The sequence below is a fragment of the Aminiphilus sp. genome (assembly GCF_029975095.1).
Taxonomy (GTDB): Bacteria; Synergistota; Synergistia; order Synergistales; family Aminiphilaceae; genus Aminiphilus.
Genome location: NZ_JARKPW010000118.1, coordinates 1 through 16575, shown reverse-complemented (window position 1 = coordinate 16575; position 16575 = coordinate 1). Strand labels below are relative to the sequence as shown.

Annotated in this window: 15 protein-coding genes; 3 read left to right on the top strand and 12 right to left on the bottom strand. The window is 64.4% G+C overall.

Features of this window, described 5'->3' with window-relative positions; all coding sequences use genetic code 11:
* Positions 1 to 155: 155 nt before the first annotated feature.
* From purH to purC, 8 genes are read right to left on the bottom strand one after another with little or no spacing between them, the layout of a single operon-like run.
* On the bottom strand, positions 156 to 1685 hold the full coding sequence (gene purH / locus Q1K49_RS07095; protein WP_300524457.1) for a bifunctional phosphoribosylaminoimidazolecarboxamide formyltransferase/IMP cyclohydrolase: 1530 nt from the start codon (positions 1683 to 1685) through the stop codon (positions 156 to 158).
* Complete coding sequence (purN, locus tag Q1K49_RS07090; protein ID WP_300524456.1) at positions 1672 to 2286, bottom strand: phosphoribosylglycinamide formyltransferase; 615 nt, start codon at positions 2284 to 2286, stop codon at positions 1672 to 1674. The genes purH and purN overlap by 14 nt, the downstream gene beginning before the upstream one ends.
* Complete coding sequence (purM, locus tag Q1K49_RS07085; RefSeq protein ID WP_300524454.1) at positions 2286 to 3353, bottom strand: phosphoribosylformylglycinamidine cyclo-ligase; 1068 nt, start codon at positions 3351 to 3353, stop codon at positions 2286 to 2288. Before purM ends, purN begins: the two co-directional genes overlap by 1 nt.
* Before the next feature lie 40 nt (positions 3354 to 3393).
* On the bottom strand, positions 3394 to 4767 hold the full coding sequence (gene purF / locus Q1K49_RS07080) for an amidophosphoribosyltransferase (protein WP_300524452.1): 1374 nt from the start codon (positions 4765 to 4767) through the stop codon (positions 3394 to 3396).
* Positions 4768 to 4770: 3 nt separating this feature from the next.
* The gene (gene purL, locus Q1K49_RS07075) at positions 4771 to 6930 is read right to left on the bottom strand and encodes a phosphoribosylformylglycinamidine synthase subunit PurL (RefSeq protein ID WP_300524450.1); all 2160 of its coding nucleotides are present in this window, start codon (positions 6928 to 6930) and stop codon (positions 4771 to 4773) included.
* Between the two features lies 1 nt (position 6931).
* Positions 6932 to 7633: a phosphoribosylformylglycinamidine synthase subunit PurQ gene (gene purQ / locus Q1K49_RS07070; RefSeq protein WP_300524448.1), complete on the bottom strand. Its 702-nt coding sequence runs from the start codon at positions 7631 to 7633 to the stop codon at positions 6932 to 6934.
* Positions 7630 to 7887 (bottom strand): phosphoribosylformylglycinamidine synthase subunit PurS, encoded by a 258-nt coding sequence (gene purS, locus Q1K49_RS07065; protein ID WP_300524446.1) that lies wholly within the window; start codon positions 7885 to 7887, stop codon positions 7630 to 7632. Before purS ends, purQ begins: the two co-directional genes overlap by 4 nt.
* Positions 7887 to 8606 carry a phosphoribosylaminoimidazolesuccinocarboxamide synthase gene (gene purC / locus Q1K49_RS07060; protein WP_300524444.1) on the bottom strand — a complete coding sequence of 240 codons (720 nt, stop codon included), beginning with the start codon at positions 8604 to 8606 and terminating at the stop codon, positions 7887 to 7889. Before purC ends, purS begins: the two co-directional genes overlap by 1 nt.
* 587 nt (positions 8607 to 9193) lie before the next feature.
* Here purC and Q1K49_RS07055 point away from each other — a divergent pair.
* On the top strand, positions 9194 to 10339 hold the full coding sequence (locus Q1K49_RS07055; RefSeq protein WP_300524442.1) for a glycosyltransferase: 1146 nt from the start codon (positions 9194 to 9196) through the stop codon (positions 10337 to 10339).
* Here Q1K49_RS07055 and Q1K49_RS07050 read toward each other — a convergent pair.
* Positions 10313 to 11317, bottom strand: coding sequence for an EamA family transporter (locus Q1K49_RS07050; RefSeq protein WP_300524440.1), 1005 nt, complete (start codon positions 11315 to 11317; stop codon positions 10313 to 10315). The two genes, Q1K49_RS07055 and Q1K49_RS07050, sit on opposite strands and share 27 nt — an antisense overlap.
* A 373-nt stretch (positions 11318 to 11690) precedes the next feature.
* On the opposite strand from Q1K49_RS07050, the gene Q1K49_RS07045 reads away from it, so the two are divergent.
* Positions 11691 to 12839 carry an HD-GYP domain-containing protein gene (locus tag Q1K49_RS07045; protein ID WP_300524437.1) on the top strand — a complete coding sequence of 383 codons (1149 nt, stop codon included), beginning with the start codon at positions 11691 to 11693 and terminating at the stop codon, positions 12837 to 12839.
* 35 nt (positions 12840 to 12874) lie between these two features.
* A complete protein-coding gene (locus Q1K49_RS07040; protein WP_300524434.1) occupies positions 12875 to 13309 on the top strand; it encodes a translation initiation factor in 435 nt (144 codons plus the stop codon).
* 153 nt (positions 13310 to 13462) lie between these two features.
* Here the strand turns inward: Q1K49_RS07040 and Q1K49_RS07035 are convergent, their stop codons facing one another.
* From Q1K49_RS07035 to Q1K49_RS07025, 3 genes are all read right to left on the bottom strand, one after another.
* The gene (locus Q1K49_RS07035; protein WP_300524432.1) at positions 13463 to 14557 is read right to left on the bottom strand and encodes an Ldh family oxidoreductase; all 1095 of its coding nucleotides are present in this window, start codon (positions 14555 to 14557) and stop codon (positions 13463 to 13465) included.
* Between the two features lie 197 nt (positions 14558 to 14754).
* Complete coding sequence (locus Q1K49_RS07030; RefSeq protein ID WP_300524429.1) at positions 14755 to 16176, bottom strand: sodium:solute symporter family protein; 1422 nt, start codon at positions 16174 to 16176, stop codon at positions 14755 to 14757.
* 162 nt (positions 16177 to 16338) lie between these two features.
* A partial coding sequence (locus Q1K49_RS07025; protein WP_300524426.1) for an FAD-linked oxidase C-terminal domain-containing protein occupies positions 16339 to 16575 on the bottom strand: 237 nt, incomplete at its 5' end.

Here is a 16575-nt window from a genome sequence, read left to right as displayed (position 1 = left end):
TTTCAGGACCGGCTGGTTTTGCATACCCTCTTTCAGGGCTATATTCTGCTGTCAAGTTGCGTCTTTCTAAAAATCCCTCAATTCCTTTCCGGTTACTTCACCTCGTCTATCCCTCTTGACTTTTGATAGCTGGTCTCCTTGGATGGGTTTGAAACTCAATGGCGGAAGGTCCGCCGTCCGCTGAGGAACATGGAGACTCCGGCCTTGCGGGCGGCTTCGGCCACGTCCTCGTCCCGCAGGGAGCCTCCGGGTTGGATGATCGCCGCGATACCCGCGGCGGCGGCGTGCTCAACACCGTCCGGAAAGGGGAAGAAGGCGTCCGAGGCGAGAACCGCTCCCCGGCTTTGCTCTCCCGCCTGTTTCACCGCCCAGTCCACTGCGTCCACCCGGCTGGTGAAGCCCCGTCCGATGCCGAGGGTGCAGCCGCCCGAGACGATGGCGATGGCGTTGCTCTTGCTCAGCGCCGCGATTTTCCAGCCGAAGAGCAGGTCCTCCCAGAGGTCCGGGCGGGGGGTGCCGATCCATTCGCCACCCGAGGGCGTGGGCAGTTCGGGAAGCGCGTCGTCCTGAAGCAGCATGCCGCTCCAGGTGCTCCGGAACTCCACGGGGAAGACCCGGCCGCCCTTCCAGCGGAGCACGCGGAGATTGGGGCGGTTCTTTCTGAGAAGGTCCAGTCCCTCCTCGTCGTAGTCGGGGGCCACGACGATCTCCAGGAACTGCTCCGCAAGAGTGTGGCACGTGGCCAGGTCCGCCCTGCGGGTGAAGCCCACGATGCCGCCGAAGGCGGAGACGGGATCGCACTCCCGGGCCCTGAGAAAGGCTTCGGAGGGCGTTTTCCCGGTGGCGGCCCCGCAGGGGGTGGTGTGTTTCACCACGAAGGCGGCACAAGCGTCCGCGAGAAGGGCGCTGCCCCGGAGGGCCGCGTCGAGGTCGAGGATGTTGTTGTACGACAGCGGTTTTCCTCCCAGTTGTTCCCAGGGAAGGTCCGACAGGGGCGGTAGAAGCAGGGTCGCCCGTTGGTGGGGGTTTTCGCCGTAACGGAGTTCCTGGGCGGCGCGAAGGCCGAGGACGCGCACCGGTTCCTCCGGGCCGCTCGCTGCGCCGAGTTCCGCCTGGAGTCCCTGAACGATGGTGGCGTCGTAGAGGGAGGTCGCGGCAAAGGCCGACAGGGCGAGACGCTGCCTTGTGGCGGAGGTCACGTCGCCCTCGGCGCGGAGTTCGTCGAGCACGGTATCGTAGTCGCCGGGGCAGGGGACGACCACCACGTGGAGATAGTTCTTCGCCGCCGCCCGAAGGAGGGTGATGCCACCGATGTCGATGTGCTCCAGAAGTTCCGCCAGGTCGGCGCCGCCCCGGGCCACCTCCTCGAAGGGATAGAGGTTGCAGACCACCATGTCCAGAAGAAGGATTCCGTGGGCGTTTATGTCCGCCATGTCCGCGGGGAGATCCCTCCGGGCGAGGATGCCTCCGGCGATGGCGGGGTGCAGGGTCTTCACTCTTCCGCCGAGAAGATGGGGATAACCGGTGAGATCCGCCACTTCGGTGCAGGCGATGCCCGCCTCGGCGAGGGCCTTTGCGGTTCCTGAGCTGGAGACGATCTCCCAGCCCATGTCGACGAGGGCGCGTGCGAAGGGGACGATCCCCTCTTTGTTCCATACGGAGAGAAGTGCTCTACGGGTGTTCACGGCGCATGCGCCTCCTTCCTGTCTTTGCGAAACGTCCTTCCAGAAGATCCTTGAGACAGCGCCAGTACAGATCGTGCTCCACGCAGTGGATGCGCTCCTCAAGGCGGGCCGGGGTGTCGTCCTCCTCTATGGGGACCGCCGCTTGGGCGAGAATGGGGCCGTGATCGACCCGTTCGTCCACGAGATGGACCGTCACTCCCGTGACCTTCACGCCGTAGTCCCAGGCCTGGCGAATAGCCTCGCTTCCCGGAAAGGCGGGAAGGAGGGAGGGGTGGATGTTCACGATTCTCTCCGCGAACTCGTGGACGAAGGATGCGGAGAGGACCCGCATGAAACCCGCGAGGACGATCCACGAGGCGAGGTGTTCGTGCACCGCCGCGGCGAGCGCCCGCTCGGCCCGCTCCCGCCCCAGTTCGGCGTAGGAGCAGACCACGGTGGGGAGGCCGAGGGTTCGGGCCGTTTCGATGCCCGGCGCTCCCTCCCGGTCGGCGGCGACGAAGGCGATCTCCGCGGAAAGGCTGCCGTCCCGGATGTGTTCGGCGATGGCGGTCATGTTCGATCCCCTTCCGGAGATGAAGAGGGCGATCCGCGAGGGCATCATCACGCCGCCCCTTGCCGGACGACCTCGCCGAGGACGAAGAGATCTCCCGCGGAGGCCCGGAAGGGGGCGAGAGCCTCCCGGAGATGGGTCTCATCACCGGGGGAGACGACGAAGACGAATCCCGCACCGAGGTTGAAGACCCGGCGCATCTCCTCCTCGGCGATGCCGAGAGACGCGAGAAGGGGAAACACCGCCGGACGCTTCCAAGCGCCGTAGTCCACGGTGGCCCGGTATTCTCCGAGGACCCGGTTCACGTTCTCCTCCAGGCCGCCTCCCGTGATGTGTGCCATGGCCTTCACCACGCCGGTACGGGCTGCGGCGAGGGCCTCCCGGACGTAGAGCCGGGTGGGGCGAAGCAATGCCTGTCCCAGCGGTTCATCGAGCCCGGGAGGAGTTGCGGCGAGGGAGAGTCCTGCCTTTTCGACGGCCTTGCGGACGAGGCTGAAGCCGTTGCTGTGCAGCCCGGAACTCGGCAGTGCCACGAGAAGGTCGCCGGATGTTACGCCGGAGCCGTCCACCAGATGCTCCTCTTCCACCATGCCCACGGCGAAGCCCGCCAGGTCGAATCCCTCCCGGGGATAGACGCCGGGCATCTCCGCCGTCTCGCCGCCCAGACGAACACAGTCCGAGGCGGCGCAGGCGTTCACGATATCCTCGACCACCTCGGCGTAGCGCTCCTGATCGAGGAAGCCGCAGGCGATGTAGTCGAGGAAGAAGAGCGGCGCGGCGCCGCAGGTGACGAGATCGTTCACGTTCATGGCCACCAGGTCCTGGCCGAGTCCGCGGAGGCTGCCGACCTCCCGGGCGATTTCGAGCTTCGTTCCCACCCCGTCGCAGCAGGCTGCGAGAAGTTTTCCCCCGCCGATGCGGAAGAGTCCGGAGAAGCCGCCGATGCCTCCGGCGACGCGGGAATCCTTGCCGCCGCGCTCCACGAGGGAGCGGATCACGCCTACCCAGGCGTTTCCTCTGTCGATGCTCACGCCGGCGCTCTCGTAGCGCAGAGCGCTCTCCGTGCCGGACGTTTCCTCCCCCGCGGCGCGGGAGCGGGGCAACGTGCAGTCGTCCATGTTCGTCCTTCCCTTCCTTGCGAAGTCGATCTCTGGCCCGTCAGGAGATCTCCAGGTCGAGACCGTTCTCCTCGTCCATGTAGTCGCCGCAGAAACAGGCGGTGCAGACGGAACTCTCGGGCTTGCCGATGGCGGCGAGCAGATCCTCCCGGGAGAGATAGGCCAGCGTGTCCGCGCCGACGAGACGCTCCAGGGCCTGCATGTCCAGTCTGGCTGCGGCGAGCTCCTCGCTGGTGGGGGTGTCGATGCCGTAGTAGCAGGGGAAACGCACGGGCGGGGAGGCGATGCGGAGGTGCACCCCCTTCGGGGCGGCCTCGCGGATCATGGAGATGATCCGCTGGGAGGTGGTGCCCCGCACGAGGGAATCGTCCACCACCACCAGCTCCTTTTCGGCGATGCAGGCCTCGATGGGGTTCAGCTTGATCCGTACGCCGAGTTCCCGGACCCGTTGGGTGGGCTGGATGAAAGTGCGCCCCACGTAGCGGTTTCTTGTGATGGCGGTCTCGTAGGGAATGCCCGCCTCCTGGGCGAAACCGATGGCCGCGGGGGTGCCGCTGTCGGGCATGCCCACCACGAAATCCGCCTTCGGCACGGGGCTTCGCCTCGCCAGGTAGTTGCCGAGGCGCTTTCGCGTCTCGTAGACGGAGATACCGTCGATGACGCTGTCCGGACGGGCGAAGTAGACGTACTCGAAGGCGCAGGAGTAGCAACGCTTCGCCTTGTGCGAGATGGAGAGGGAGCGGAATCCCTCGTCGCCGATGAGCACCACCTCTCCGGGAGCGACGTCCCGGACGAACTCGGCGCCCACGATGTCCAGGGCGCAGCTCTCCGACGCGACGTAGAAGACATCCTCCCGACGGCCCAGCACGAGGGGGCGGAATCCCCAGGGATCCCGGGCGGCCACGAGGCGGCCGTCCAGGAGAACCGCCAGACTGTAGGCTCCCCGGAGGCGCAGCAGCGCGGAGAGCAGCGCGTCCAGGGAGGGTTTGTGCGCCTGGTGTGCCATGAGATGGAGGATGACTTCCGTGTCCGACGTGGAGTGGAAGATCGCTCCACGTCCCTGGAGGTACGCCCGGATTCCGTCCGCATTGGTGAGATTGCCGTTGTGGGCGATGGCCACGTGCCCCCTGGCGTAGGTGGCGGTCAGGGGCTGGGCATTGGTGAAGAAGGACCCTCCCGCGGTGGAATAGCGCACGTGTCCCACCCCCACCGAGGCGGGAGTTTTTGCGAGTTCCGCCTGGCGAAGGGCCTCGTGAACGAGCCCCATGCCCTTCGCGGTGGCGAGTTCACGACCGTCGAACCAGGCGATGCCCGCCGATTCCTGGCCGCGGTGCTGCAGGGCGTAGAGACCGAGGTAGATGTCCTCCAGAACGGGTCTCGCTGTGGTGGAAAAGGCTCCGAAGACGCCGCACACGGCTCATCGCCTCCAGCTGTCGCGAAGTTCCGCGAGGGAGAGGGAAAAACCCCGCTTCACGTCGAGGATGTTCCCCGTGGCCACGCCCAGTTCCGTGAGAGGCGCGCCGCGCCAGATGCTCCGGAAGAGCGGAAGGGATGCGGGCGGCACCGCGTAGAGCGCCCTGGGGCCTCCCTCTCCGAAAAGAAAGACATCGGGGCGCGTGGGGATCTGCACATCCAGGCGGGCGCCGATGCCGGATTCCAGAGCCTCCTTGGCGAGGGCCACGGCGAGGCCCCCTCCCGCGAGGGAGCGGGCGCTCCGGGCGGCTCCTTCTTTTGCGGTGCGGCGTGCCCGAGCGGCGAAATCCTGTTCCGCCCCGGCGTCGAAGGGGAGGACCTTTCCCCGGAGCAGGCCGAAGGTGCGCAGGAGGTAGCGGCTCGCTCCCAGGGCGGCATTGGGCATTCCCGCGAGAAAGAGGTGGTCTCCCTCGCGCCAGCGGCTCCATGGAAGAAATCCGTCGAGATCGGGGAGGAGTCCCGCGGTGACCACGAGAGGCGTGGGAAGAATTTTCTTTTGGGGTGTTTCGTTGTAAAGGCTCACGTTCCCCGAGACGACCGGGCAGGCGAGTGCCCGTGCGGCGTCCGCCATGCCCTGAACGCACTCCCGCATCTCCCAGAAAACCTCCGGGTCCTGAGGCGAGGGAAAGTTGAGACAGTTCGTCCATCCCAGGGGTTCCGCCCCGCAGACCGAGAGAGAGCGCAGGGTGCGGGCCATCGTCTCCGCGCCGCCGCCCTTGGGATCGGTGCGGCACTTCCATGGGTCGGCCTCCATGGAGAAGGCGACGAAGACCGGAGCACTGTCTCCGCGGAGAACGCGGAGAACGCTCACCGGACCTCCCGGGCCGATCGCCGTGTTGGTCTGGACCATGGAGTCGTACTGCTCGCTGATCCATGTCTTGCTCCCCAGATTGGGGTCTTCCAGAAGCGAGCGGAGAACGGCGCCGAGATCCTTCGGCGGGGAAAGTTCCTCCACCTCAAGTCGCTGCCGTTCCTCCAGGTCCCGTGGTTCGCGGGAGGGCCAGTGAATGACGGGGGCGTTGCCTCCGATGAAGGCGGGAGGAAGATCCACCACCACCGCGCCTCCGGCCTTCATGACGTAGCGGCCGTCCCCGGTGGTCTCACCGAAGACCGTGCAGTCCAGCGCCCATTTCGCCGCCACCTGCAGCACCTGTTCCATGCGGTCCGGGTTCACGATGAGCAGCATGCGCTCCTGGGATTCCGAAAGAGCGATCTCCCAGGGGGTCATGCCCTTTTCACGAAGAGGAACGCGGTCCAGGTCCAGCACCATGCCCACGTCGCTCTTGGCGGCGATTTCGCTGGAGGAGGAGATGATCCCCGCGGCGCCCATGTCCTGCATGGAATCGATGAGGCCTTTTTCCAGGAGTTCCAGGCAGCATTCGATGAGGAGCTTCTCCGCGAAGGGGTCGCCGATCTGCACCTGGGGTCGGCTGGCGCTGGTGTCCTCCGCCAGCTCCACCGACGCGAAGGCCGCTCCGGCGATGCCGTCCCGTCCCGTCTTCGCCCCCAGAAGCACCACGAGCCTGCCCGGTTGTGCCGTGTCGGAGCGCACCATGTCCTCCAGGCGGACGACTCCGGCGCAGAAAGCGTTCACGAGAGGGTTTTCCGTGTAGGCCTCGTCGTAGACCGTCTTGCCCCCCACGGTGGGAACGCCCACGGCGTTGCCGTAGCCGCCGATGCCCGCCACGATGCCCTGCCGGAGTGCTTTGGTCTTCCGCAGCTCCGGATCGCCGAAGAAGAGGCCGTCCATGGATGCCACGGGACGCGCGCCCATGGCGAGAATGTCCCGGATGATCCCTCCCACGCCCGTTGCGGCGCCCTGGTAGGGCTCCACCGCGGAGGGGTGGTTGTGGCTCTCCACCTTGAAGGCGAGCCCGAAGCCCTCTCCGAGGTCCACGACGCCCGCGTTCTCCCCGGGCCCCTGGACGACCGCCCTTCCCTCGGTGGGGAAGAGGCGAAGCAGGGGGCGGGTGGATTTGTAGCTGCAGTGTTCGGACCACATGACGCCGAAGAGGCGCAGCTCCGTCTCGTTGGGAGTGCGCCCCAGTTCCCGAAGAATCGTCTTGTATTCGTTCTCCGTCAAGCCGACGGTGTGGAAATCCACGTCAATGACCTCCTTCGATCCAGCCCGCGACGGACTGCCACACGAGGAGGCCGTCCCGTCCTCCCAGAACCGGGTCGCTTGCGCGTTCCGGATGGGGCATGAGTCCCAGCACGTTGCCCCGCTCGTTGACGATGCCCGCGATGTTGCGGAGCGAGCCGTTGGGGCTCACCTCGGGCGCGACGGACCCCTCCGGCGAGGCGTAGCGGAAGACCACCTGTCCGCGCCGTTCCAGTTCGTCCAGCTCCTCTTCGGGAAGATAGAAGAGCCCCTCGTGGTGGGCGATGGGAAACTGCACCACCTGGTTCGAGCGGAACGCCCCGGTGAAGGGGGTGTCCGTCCGCTCCACCCGGAGCGTGCAGGGCTTGCAGACGAAGGTCAGCGTCTTGTTCGGCAGGAGTGCCCCCGGAAGGAGACGTGCCTCGGTGAGGATCTGGAAACCGTTGCAGATGCCGAGCACCAGCCCGCCCTCATAGGCGTGGCGGCGGACGGCCTCCATGATGGGCGAGCGGGCGGCCATGGCGCCGGTGCGGAGATAGTCCCCGTAGGAGAATCCTCCCGGAAGGATCACCAGGTCCGTCGCGGCGGGAAGTGCCGGATCCCCGTGCCAGACCTGCGCGACGGGACGCCCCGAAAAGGACGCGAGGGCCCGCACCGCGTCCTGGTCGCAGTTGCTTCCGGGAAAGACGACGACGGAGACGTTCATCGCTCCGCCGCCTCCAGAGAGATCCGGTATTCCTCAATGAGGCCGTTCACGAGGAGGTCTTCGCACATTCCCCGGGCGAGTTCCCGGGCCTTTTCGGAAGTCGGAGCGTCGAGGAGGAGGTGAATCACCTTGCCCACCCGGACATCCTCCAGTTCTCCGTAGCCGAGCTGTTGCAGGGATTGGAAGACCGCCTTGCCCTGGATATCCAGGACGCCGCTTTTCAGCGTCACGACGATTTCGGCACGGTGGCGCATCAGGCCTTCTCCTCTCCCGAGAGACGGTTCCAGATGGTTTCGTAGGCTTCGAGGACGTTGCCGAGGTCTTTGCGGAAGCGGTCCTTGTCGAGGCGGTCTCCCGAGGTGCGGTCCCAGAAACGGCAGGTGTCGGGGGAGATCTCGTCGGCAAGGATGAGCGTTCCGTCCGCGGTCTTGCCGAACTCGAGCTTGAAGTCCACCAGGAGAATTCCCCTGCTCTCGAAGAGCGCCTTCAGAAGTTCGTTCACCCGAGTGGCGGTCTCCTTGATCTTCCGCAGATCCTCTTCCGATGCCCAGCCGAAGAGAAGGGCGTGGTCCTCGGTGACCAGGGGATCACCCAGCGCGTCGTCCTTCAGGTAGAACTCGATGAGGGGGCGAGGGAGCGTCATGCCCTCGGCGACGCCGAGGCGCTTGCAGAGGGAGCCCGTGGTGACGTTGCGCACCACCACCTCCAGGGGGAGGATGGTCACCCGTCGCACGAGCTGGTGTCTGTCGTCGAGAAGATCGATGAAGTGGTTGGGAATGCCCTTTTCGGAAAGGTAGCGGAGAAGATGAGCGCTGATCCGGTTGGTGTAGGTCCCCTTGCCTTCGAGAGAGTCCTTTTTCAGGGCGTTGAATGCGGTGAGGTCGTTCTTGTATTCGAGAAGGAGCGTTTCGGGATCATCCGTCAGGTACATTTTCTTTGCCTTGCCCTCGTAGAGAAAACGAGACTTATCCACTGCGTGCACCTCCAGGGTTGCGTTTTATGCTGACATTATTTACCTCACAATGAAAAAAGTCAAGCATATGTCTTCCGCTCGATGCTTTTGGAAGCTAGCTGGAGAAATCAGTGAAAATACGTAGGAGAGGCTACGGAGACTTCCGCATGCGGGAAATGCCCGCGAGGCGTATGGTCCGTGTCATAAGGGATGCCTTTTTCCGGACGTGTTTTTGTCGGGGAAGAACCTTCGGGTTTAACGGAAAAAGGAGCGCCTTCCGTTCGGTTTTTCGCCTTGTTACGACGGGAGCGCTGCGCGTTTGTCATCGGCCGGTCCGTCCTTACCTCCGTCCTTCTTCCGCACGGGACGGCGGCGGATCCGGAAGGGACGCTCGGAATTTCCGGGGGCTTGTTCCGGGAAGAGCGCCCCGTTCTGCCGTTACCTTTCTGAAACTTGACCGCGAAGAGGAGGAATGGATAATGAGGCTCATGCTGATTCTTACGACCCTGATGGTGTTGTGCACCATTGCGGGAGCTGTTCTGATTCTTCCCGGGGCCCGGCGGCAGCACTGACGTTCGGGCGCCGGGATCTCTTTCGGAGGAATGTCCATGAAACCCGTTCACTTGCTTCACGTGACGGCGGGAAACGGACACCGCATGGCTGCGAGGGCACTCCGGGAAGCTCTCGACGACCGACGGATTCCCAACGTCGTTCTGGATCTCATCGATTTTTCCAACGACCTGTTCAAGTGGTCCTACAGCGATGTCTACAAGTTCATCAGCGAACACGCGCACCTGGCCTGCAAAATCATGTACGAACTCACGGATCAGGATCGGGACAAGAGCCTCATGCTCCGTTTCGTGGAGCGGATCAGCTTGGAGAACGTGAAGCGTTTTCTCGGCTATGTCCGGGAGAACGAACCCGAGATCTGCGTGTGCACGCACTTCTTTCCGGCGAATGTGCTCTCCCGCATGAAGGAGGAAGGGCTCTACCGGGGGCGGATCTACACGGTGGTCACCGATTTCGCGCTGCACAGGATGTGGATGAGTCCCGGCGTGGACCGCTATTTCGCCGCCAGCCCCATCGTCGTTGAGGATCTGTGCGGGCTCGGTGTTCCGCGGGAGCGCATTTCCCTGACGGGCATTCCCGTCCTCAAAAAGTACAGGGAGGCCCGGGAGCGTCTTGCCGCATCGCGGCAACCCCGCCGTGGCCCAGGTTCCCCCCTCTCGGTTCTCTTCGTGACGAGCGGCATCTCCGATTCCCTGGCGTTGAACATCCTTGACGACCTCCGCCGGTCGGGAAAGCCCGCGGACGTCACCGTCGTGGCGGGACGGAACAGGGATCTCCTGGGACGACTCGAAGGATACCGTCCCCGAGAGGGATGTTCGTTCCGCGCTTTCGGTTTCGTGGAGAACCTGGAGGAATATCTGGCGGAAGCGGATCTTCTCGTCACGAAACCCGGAGGGCTCACGGCGAGCGAGGCCCTGAGCGTCGGGGTCCCCATGATCCTCGTCAGCCCGGTGCCCTACCAGGAAGTCTACAATGCCACGTATCTCGAACGATGTGGCGCCGGCGTTCTTGCTGCCACGTCCGAGGACGTGATGCGCCTTCTGACCGACCTGGTCCGGGAGGAGGGGCGTCTCGACCGCATGCGGGAACAGGCGCTCCAAGCGGGCTTCCCCGGGGCGTCGGACGCGGTCGTCTCGGAGGTTCTTCGGGACGCGGCGTCATCCGGCGGCGTTCCCCTCGTCTGACGAGACCGCGGCAAGAGGTGCCGCGACGACCTCGTCCGCATCCGGGGAACTTTCCTTGCGCGTTCGGGCGGTGGTGATGAGCACCACCGAGAGGATGATCACTCCGGCGGCGATGAGCATCGTTCCCGTGATGCTCTCTCCTGCGAGGAGCCAGCCGAGGAAGAGCGCCACCAGAGGGTTCACGAAGGTGTGCGTGGCGACGCGGGAGGCCTTTTCCACCTTCATCAGCCAGAGAAAGGCGGTGAAAGCCACGAGAGAGCCGAAGATCACGAGGTAGAGCAGCGCCCAGAGAGATTTCGCCGTCATCGCCTCGGGCCGGACCCGGGAGGTTTCTCCGGCGAGAAGGCCGATGGCGGAAAGCGACACGCCCCCGGCGAGCATTTCCATCGCGGTGCCCAGAAGACCCGACGTGGCGATCCGGGCTTTTCGTGAGTAGAGGGAGCCGAAGGTCCAGCATACGGTGCTTCCCAGAATGACTGCCATGCCGAGAAGCATGCTTCCGTCTCCTGAAGCCGCCGCCGTCCCGCCGCCCTCGGAAAGGACGAGGGCGATGGTTCCGGCGAAGCCGAGGAGAAGCCCCAGGCTCTCGATCTTTCCCGGACGCCCGGATTTGAAGATGAGCCAGTCGAACAGGACGAACCACAGGGGTTCCACGGTGATGATGAGCGCCGTCAGCCCCGAGGGAACCACCTGTTCCGCCCACATCACTCCTCCGTATCCACCGACGAGCATGATCCCTCCCACCTTGAAGGCCTGTTTCCAGCCGTGCCGTGTCGGCCTCTCCGCGGTCCTGGTGAGCGCGAACAGGTAGAGAAGTCCTCCGGCGGCCAGAAAGCGAACTCCTCCTCCCAGAAAGGGAGGGATGGTCTCCACGGAGAAACGGATGGCCAGATAGGTGGAGCCCCAGATGAGATAGATGGCCGCATAGGCGGCGAGGAGAAGGGGCAGGGGGGGACGCCGGGTCGTTGCGGATGTCATGGAAGTTCCTCCTCTATCGGGACAAAAGCGTATGCGTGCATCCTACATCGTTTGCTCCCGCACCTCTAGTGCCGCGGAATTCCCCTCGACATCCACCAAGTCCGCCGTAAAAACCCCGCCCGTGAGCCCCGGAAGTTTTTTTCCCGCTTGGCGTCGCCCGAGCGGACTCGGAAACAGCCCATCGGTCCATGACATTCCTGCGGTATCGCAGGCTTTCCCCGGCGCGCGCCGAAAAAACCAACGCTTACCGTGTTTGCGAAGGATGCAGCAATGCGATATGCTTGCGGGCAAAAGACGCGGGGCAGCATCCCTGCGCCTTCCCATCAGGCCGGTCGCCCGTCGCCAGGAACGGGCTTTCGCGGAGGTGAGGGTCGTGAAAGAGCGAAGTACCTATGCCAAAACGGTTCCTGTAGAAGAAATGTTCCGCTATCCCGAGGCGGTGCTCGTGAACGATATCGTCTCTCCCGAGGACGGCATTCTCATCGTCTCCCGGGGACGCCCCCTGAAGAATTTCGTCAGAAAGGCGGAGGTCATCACGGGAGCGTTGCGCTCCTGGGGAGTCCGGGAGATCAAGCTCGAATTCGAAGCCCAGGTCACCGTGGAGGAGATGACCACGCTCCTCGACCACATCGATCCCTCGGTGCGCCAGATCGACCGGGAAGTGAGCGGCAAGGTCGTGGATCGCCTCTCCGGCGTGCATCGGGCGCTCTCGGGAAGCGACGCCAAGACCTTTCCCCGGGAGGAGATCGAGGATGCGGGACGCATGCTCAGCGAGGAGATCCATAAATCCTCTCAGGTGCTTCTCTCCCTCGGCGTCGCCCACGACGCGGACGAGTACACCTATGTCCATTCGCTGAACGTCGGGCTTCTCGCGGGCTATCTGGCGAAGTGCGTTCAGCGCTCCAGAGGGCTGGCCTACGACATCACGAAGACCGCCGTCACGACGGGCCTTCTCCACGACATCGGAAAGGCGAAGATTCCCCGGGAGATTCTGAACAAACCGGGGCGCCTCACCGACGAAGAGTTCGATCTGGTCAAGACCCACGCGGAGCTGAGCTTCACCCTCGCGAAGGAATCCGGTGTCGAGGATTCCCTCGTGCTCTCGGGCGTTCTGGGGCATCACGAACGCTGGGACGGATCGGGTTACCCCCAGGGGCTGAAGGGGGAAAAGATCCCCCTTCTCGCACGGCTCGTCGGTGTCGCCGACGTCTTCGACGCCCTCACCACGAAGCGGGTCTACAAGGAGCCCGTATCGGCCAAAAAGGCGCTGAGCATCATTCTGGCGAACAGCGGAACCGGATTCGATCCCGGAATCTGCAACGTGCTGCTCTCCGGCGTGGGCATCTATCCGCCCAGCACGGTGGTGGAGCTCTCCGACGGTACCGTGGGGACCGTGGCGCTCACGGGCGACGGAAATCTTCTGCAGCCGAAGGTACTGGTGAAGGAGAGCGGAGGAGATTGCCGCATCGTCGATCTCCAGGCGGCCGGTCTCTACATCGCCAGATGCCTCGACCTGTCCTGAGCCGGGCGCGGAAGCAAAGCAGGAGGGCTACAGCCATGTCGAAGAGAACGGATAAATCTTCCGTCGGTCACGACGAACCCCTTCCGAATCCCTTTGCTCTCGCCTTCGGCGAGCAGGGCGGTTCCCGGACCGCCCTGCCGGGGGAGGACGCCGCCTGTACCACCGATGGCGCGGTTTCTCCGGAAAAAGGAGTGTCCTCCGTCCGCGACGACGAGGGCGGGTTTTCCGATCTGAGCGCCCTCCCCAGAGTTGTCCTTCGCCGGGAGCGGAAAGGGCGGGGAGGCAAGACCGTGACTGTGGTCGAGGGGGTTCCCGTCCCTCTCGCGGAAGGGCTTGCCTGTGCGCTCCGAAAGGGGCTGGGATGCGGATCCAGGGTCGAGGAGGGGGCAGTCGTGCTTCAGGGGGATCAGGTGGACCGGAGTGCCGCGTGGTTCACCGCCCGGGGCGTGAAAAAGGTCATCCGGGGATGAAGACCGCCGACGTGTTCCGGGGGCTGAAAAGGGCGGTTCTTTTCCGTGCCGGTCGGACGCTCCGGGGGAGCGCGGAATGATGATTCGGGCATGCGCGAAAGACGTCTCCGCGCCGGGGGCCCGCGGCGAATTCCCGGCGCGGAAAACGATTTTTCAGGAAAGGAAGCGGGGCGGTGTCAGTCCGTAACGCTCCGCGTACTTGCCGAGCAGGGTCTCCGTCGCATCGTCCAGCTCGAATCCCTCGGCGAGTGCCTTTGCCCGGCGTTCCGTCTCCTTCTCTCCGTGGATGTAGATCCGATCCTGTCCCTCCACCCGTTTCCCCCTCCGGATTTCCTCAAGAATGCCTCCCACGTGTTCCGCAACGCCGTCCCCGTTTCCGAAGAGGTCCAGCCGGAAGGCGCCGAAGAAATGGGTGATGCAGGCTCCCTGGTCGTTGAAGGTGTGGGCGCTCCAGGTGCCCATGGAGAGCCCGGAACAGAGGAGTTCCACCAGAAGCGCCAGCCCGTATCCCTTGTGGCCTCCCAGTTCCTCCCCCTCGCCGCCGAGCAGCAGATGTCCCCCCAGAAGCTCGTTCCCCTCGTTCCGGAAGAGATTCACCACGGCGGTGGCATCGGTGGTGCCCTTCCCCTCGGCGTCCACGGCCCATCCCAGAGGCATGGGTTTGTTTCTGCGGTGACAGACCTCGACCTTGCCGTGAGCCACCACGGTGGTGGCCATGTCGAGCAGGAAGCAGGGCCTTCCCTTTCCGGCGGGGATGGCCACGGCGATGGGGTTCGTTCCGAGGACGTGCTGCCTTCCGAAGGTGGCGATGGCGCAGGGTCTCGTGTTCGTGAAGGCCATGCCCACCATGTTGCGCTCCGCCGCCATCTCCGCCCAGAGCCCGGCCATCCCGTAGTGGTTGGAGTTGCGCACGGCGCAGAAGCAGGTCCCCGTCGCCTCGGCCTTCCGGAGCACGTGTCGCATGGAAAAATCCGCCACGTAGGCTCCGATTCCCTGGTTTCCGTCCACCACGAGCGAAACCGGTGTTTCGTGCACGATGACAGGTTCCGCGTCGAGCTTTGCGTGTCCTCCCCGGAGATTGGCCTCGTAGAAGGCGAGCCTTGCCACGCCGTGGGACGCGACGCCCCGGGCGTCCGCCTCCACCAGGATGCGGGCGGTAAGTCCTGCCCTCTCCTCGGAGTAGCCGAAGGCCCGGAGGACCTCCCGGGTATACTGCAGCAGTTCTTCGTAGGTGATGCGAACACTCATGGACTACATCTCGCTTTCTGTCGTCGATTCGGATCGGGTCCGCTCAGGATGGTAGCGTCTTTCCGGGTTTTCCGCAAAGCCTTCTCCCGGATTCCGGCGGGGGCGTACCGCATGCCGCCCCGGAGGCGTGCGGGCGATTCCCGCCGTTCTCCGGGGCGGCGTTCGGAAGAGCGATTTCGTTCAGGTCGGTTGCGCCGCTAGGCCGTCTCGGATACGAGAAGGCTCTTGGCGGGTTCCTTGCCGAGGGCCGCGCAGAGAAGGAACACGGCGAGACAGACGGGCCATTCGAGGTAGGCCAGGTGGGGAACCACCCGGATGGCGGGAACGAAGGTCCAGGCGAGCCACACGAGAATGGAGGCCGAAATGGTCCAGAAGCCCGCAATGCGCTTGCAGAGACCAGGCGTGTAGATGCCTGCGAGAATGAGCAGCGTGAAGGAGGCGGTGATGGCCAGCGCGGTGGTGATGGTGACGAGAATGCCCCGGACCGTGAGGGCCATGAGGAAGGTGCAGATGCTCACGGCGAGGACGACCATGCGGGAGACGAACACTTCCCGATCGGGGGCGATCGTTCCCGGGAAGAAGCGTTTCCAGATGTCCTCCACGATCAGCGTGGAGCTTCCGAGGAGAAGTCCCACCGCGGTGGAGATGTCCGCCGCCCAGAGGGAGGCGAGGAAGAGGCCCCCCACGAGAGGGCTGATGTGTGCCGCGATAGAGGGAAGGGCGAGGGCCGGTTTTTCGAGGCCCGGGAACTGGGACGCGGCGATGATGCCGAAGAGAGCACAGAGGAAGCCCGCGGGGAGAATGAGAATGCCGCCGAGAATGAAGCCGTTGCGGGCGGTCTTTTCGTCCTTGGCGGCGAAGGCGATCTGGTTGGTGGCCTGGACGGAGAAGCCCTGGGTGATCATGACCACCATCCATGCGGTGACTACCGCGGTGCCGACGCCGGAGGTCCAGTCGAACCAGGGTTTGCCTGCGGGGAGCGCGGCGATGATGGTGTCCCATCCGCCGAAGGATGCGCTGCTGCCGTGGAGTGCGGCGAAGATGCCCACGTAGATGACGATGACGTTGACCACGTTGGTGAGTCCTCCGGCCCAGTAGCCGCCGACCACGGTGATGAAGATGAAGATGAGGGCCGAGGCGAACATACCCGTCTGAAAGGTGAAGATGTCCGGCAGGAGGGCCGTGAGGATCGCTCCGCCCGCCACGTACTGCAGGGCCGTGATGACCATGAGGATGAGGAGTTGGGCGATCACGCCGACGGTGCGCGCTCCCTGCCCGAACATGCGCCCCATCATTTCCGGAACGGTTCTGACGTTCATCTTCCGGAAATGTTTCGCCGCGAAGAGCCCCACGAGGATACCCGCGGTTCCCCAGGCCGCGTTGTACCAGCCGGCGGAAAGACCGCGCACGTAGGCGTTTTCCGCGACGCCCACGGTGGAGGCACCGCCGATGGCAAGGCCGGTCAGCATGGCCGCCACGAGAGGCGTGGGGAGATGTCGTCCCGCCAGGAGATAGTCCAGCGCACCGCCCTTGCCGCTTCGCTGGATCCGCGTGGCGATCCAGGATATGAACGAAAGAAGAATGACGTAGCCTACGAGAATGGTCAACTGCACGCTCATCTTGAAACCTCCCGCTCTCTTCTCGAACTTGGAATGCTTCTTACTTCTCTTCCTCGAAAAAACGACGGTTGTCGCAGCCTCGGAAGAGAACCCCGTTTCCCGCACCGTGGAGGACTTTTGAACGATGTCGCTCCGCACACTCCGCTCGACTCGCGTTTTCTTCTACACGTCGGGTACGATCTTTCCCGGATTGAGGATGTTGTTGGGATCGAACGCCTGTTTCACGCGGCGGATCAGTGCGATCTGGGCCGTATCCATCACCTCCTCCATGTATTTCCTCCGCTTCAGGCCGATGCCGTGTTCTCCCGACAGAGTCCCCCCAAGGCGGCGCACCGTGCGGTAAAGGTCGCGGAGTGCCCGATCCATTACCTCGTGCCAGTCCGCACGGGGCTTTCGGAT

Bases quoted from the DNA above. Each gene is read 5' to 3' on its own strand.
- purN (WP_300524456.1), bottom strand. From the start codon at position 2,286: ATGATGCCCTCGCGGATCGCCCTCTTCATCTCCGGAAGGGGATCGAAC.
- purM (WP_300524454.1), bottom strand. From the start codon at position 3,353: ATGGACGACTGCACGTTGCCCCGCTCCCGCGCCGCGGGGGAGGAAACG.
- purQ (WP_300524448.1), bottom strand. From the start codon at position 7,633: ATGAACGTCTCCGTCGTCGTCTTTCCCGGAAGCAACTGCGACCAGGAC.
- purS (WP_300524446.1), bottom strand. From the start codon at position 7,887: ATGCGCCACCGTGCCGAAATCGTCGTGACGCTGAAAAGCGGCGTCCTG.
- Q1K49_RS07055 (WP_300524442.1), top strand. From the start codon at position 9,194: ATGAAACCCGTTCACTTGCTTCACGTGACGGCGGGAAACGGACACCGC.
- Q1K49_RS07050 (WP_300524440.1), bottom strand. From the start codon at position 11,317: ATGACATCCGCAACGACCCGGCGTCCCCCCCTGCCCCTTCTCCTCGCC.
- Q1K49_RS07040 (WP_300524434.1), top strand. From the start codon at position 12,875: ATGTCGAAGAGAACGGATAAATCTTCCGTCGGTCACGACGAACCCCTT.
- Q1K49_RS07035 (WP_300524432.1), bottom strand. From the start codon at position 14,557: ATGAGTGTTCGCATCACCTACGAAGAACTGCTGCAGTATACCCGGGAG.
- Q1K49_RS07030 (WP_300524429.1), bottom strand. From the start codon at position 16,176: ATGAGCGTGCAGTTGACCATTCTCGTAGGCTACGTCATTCTTCTTTCG.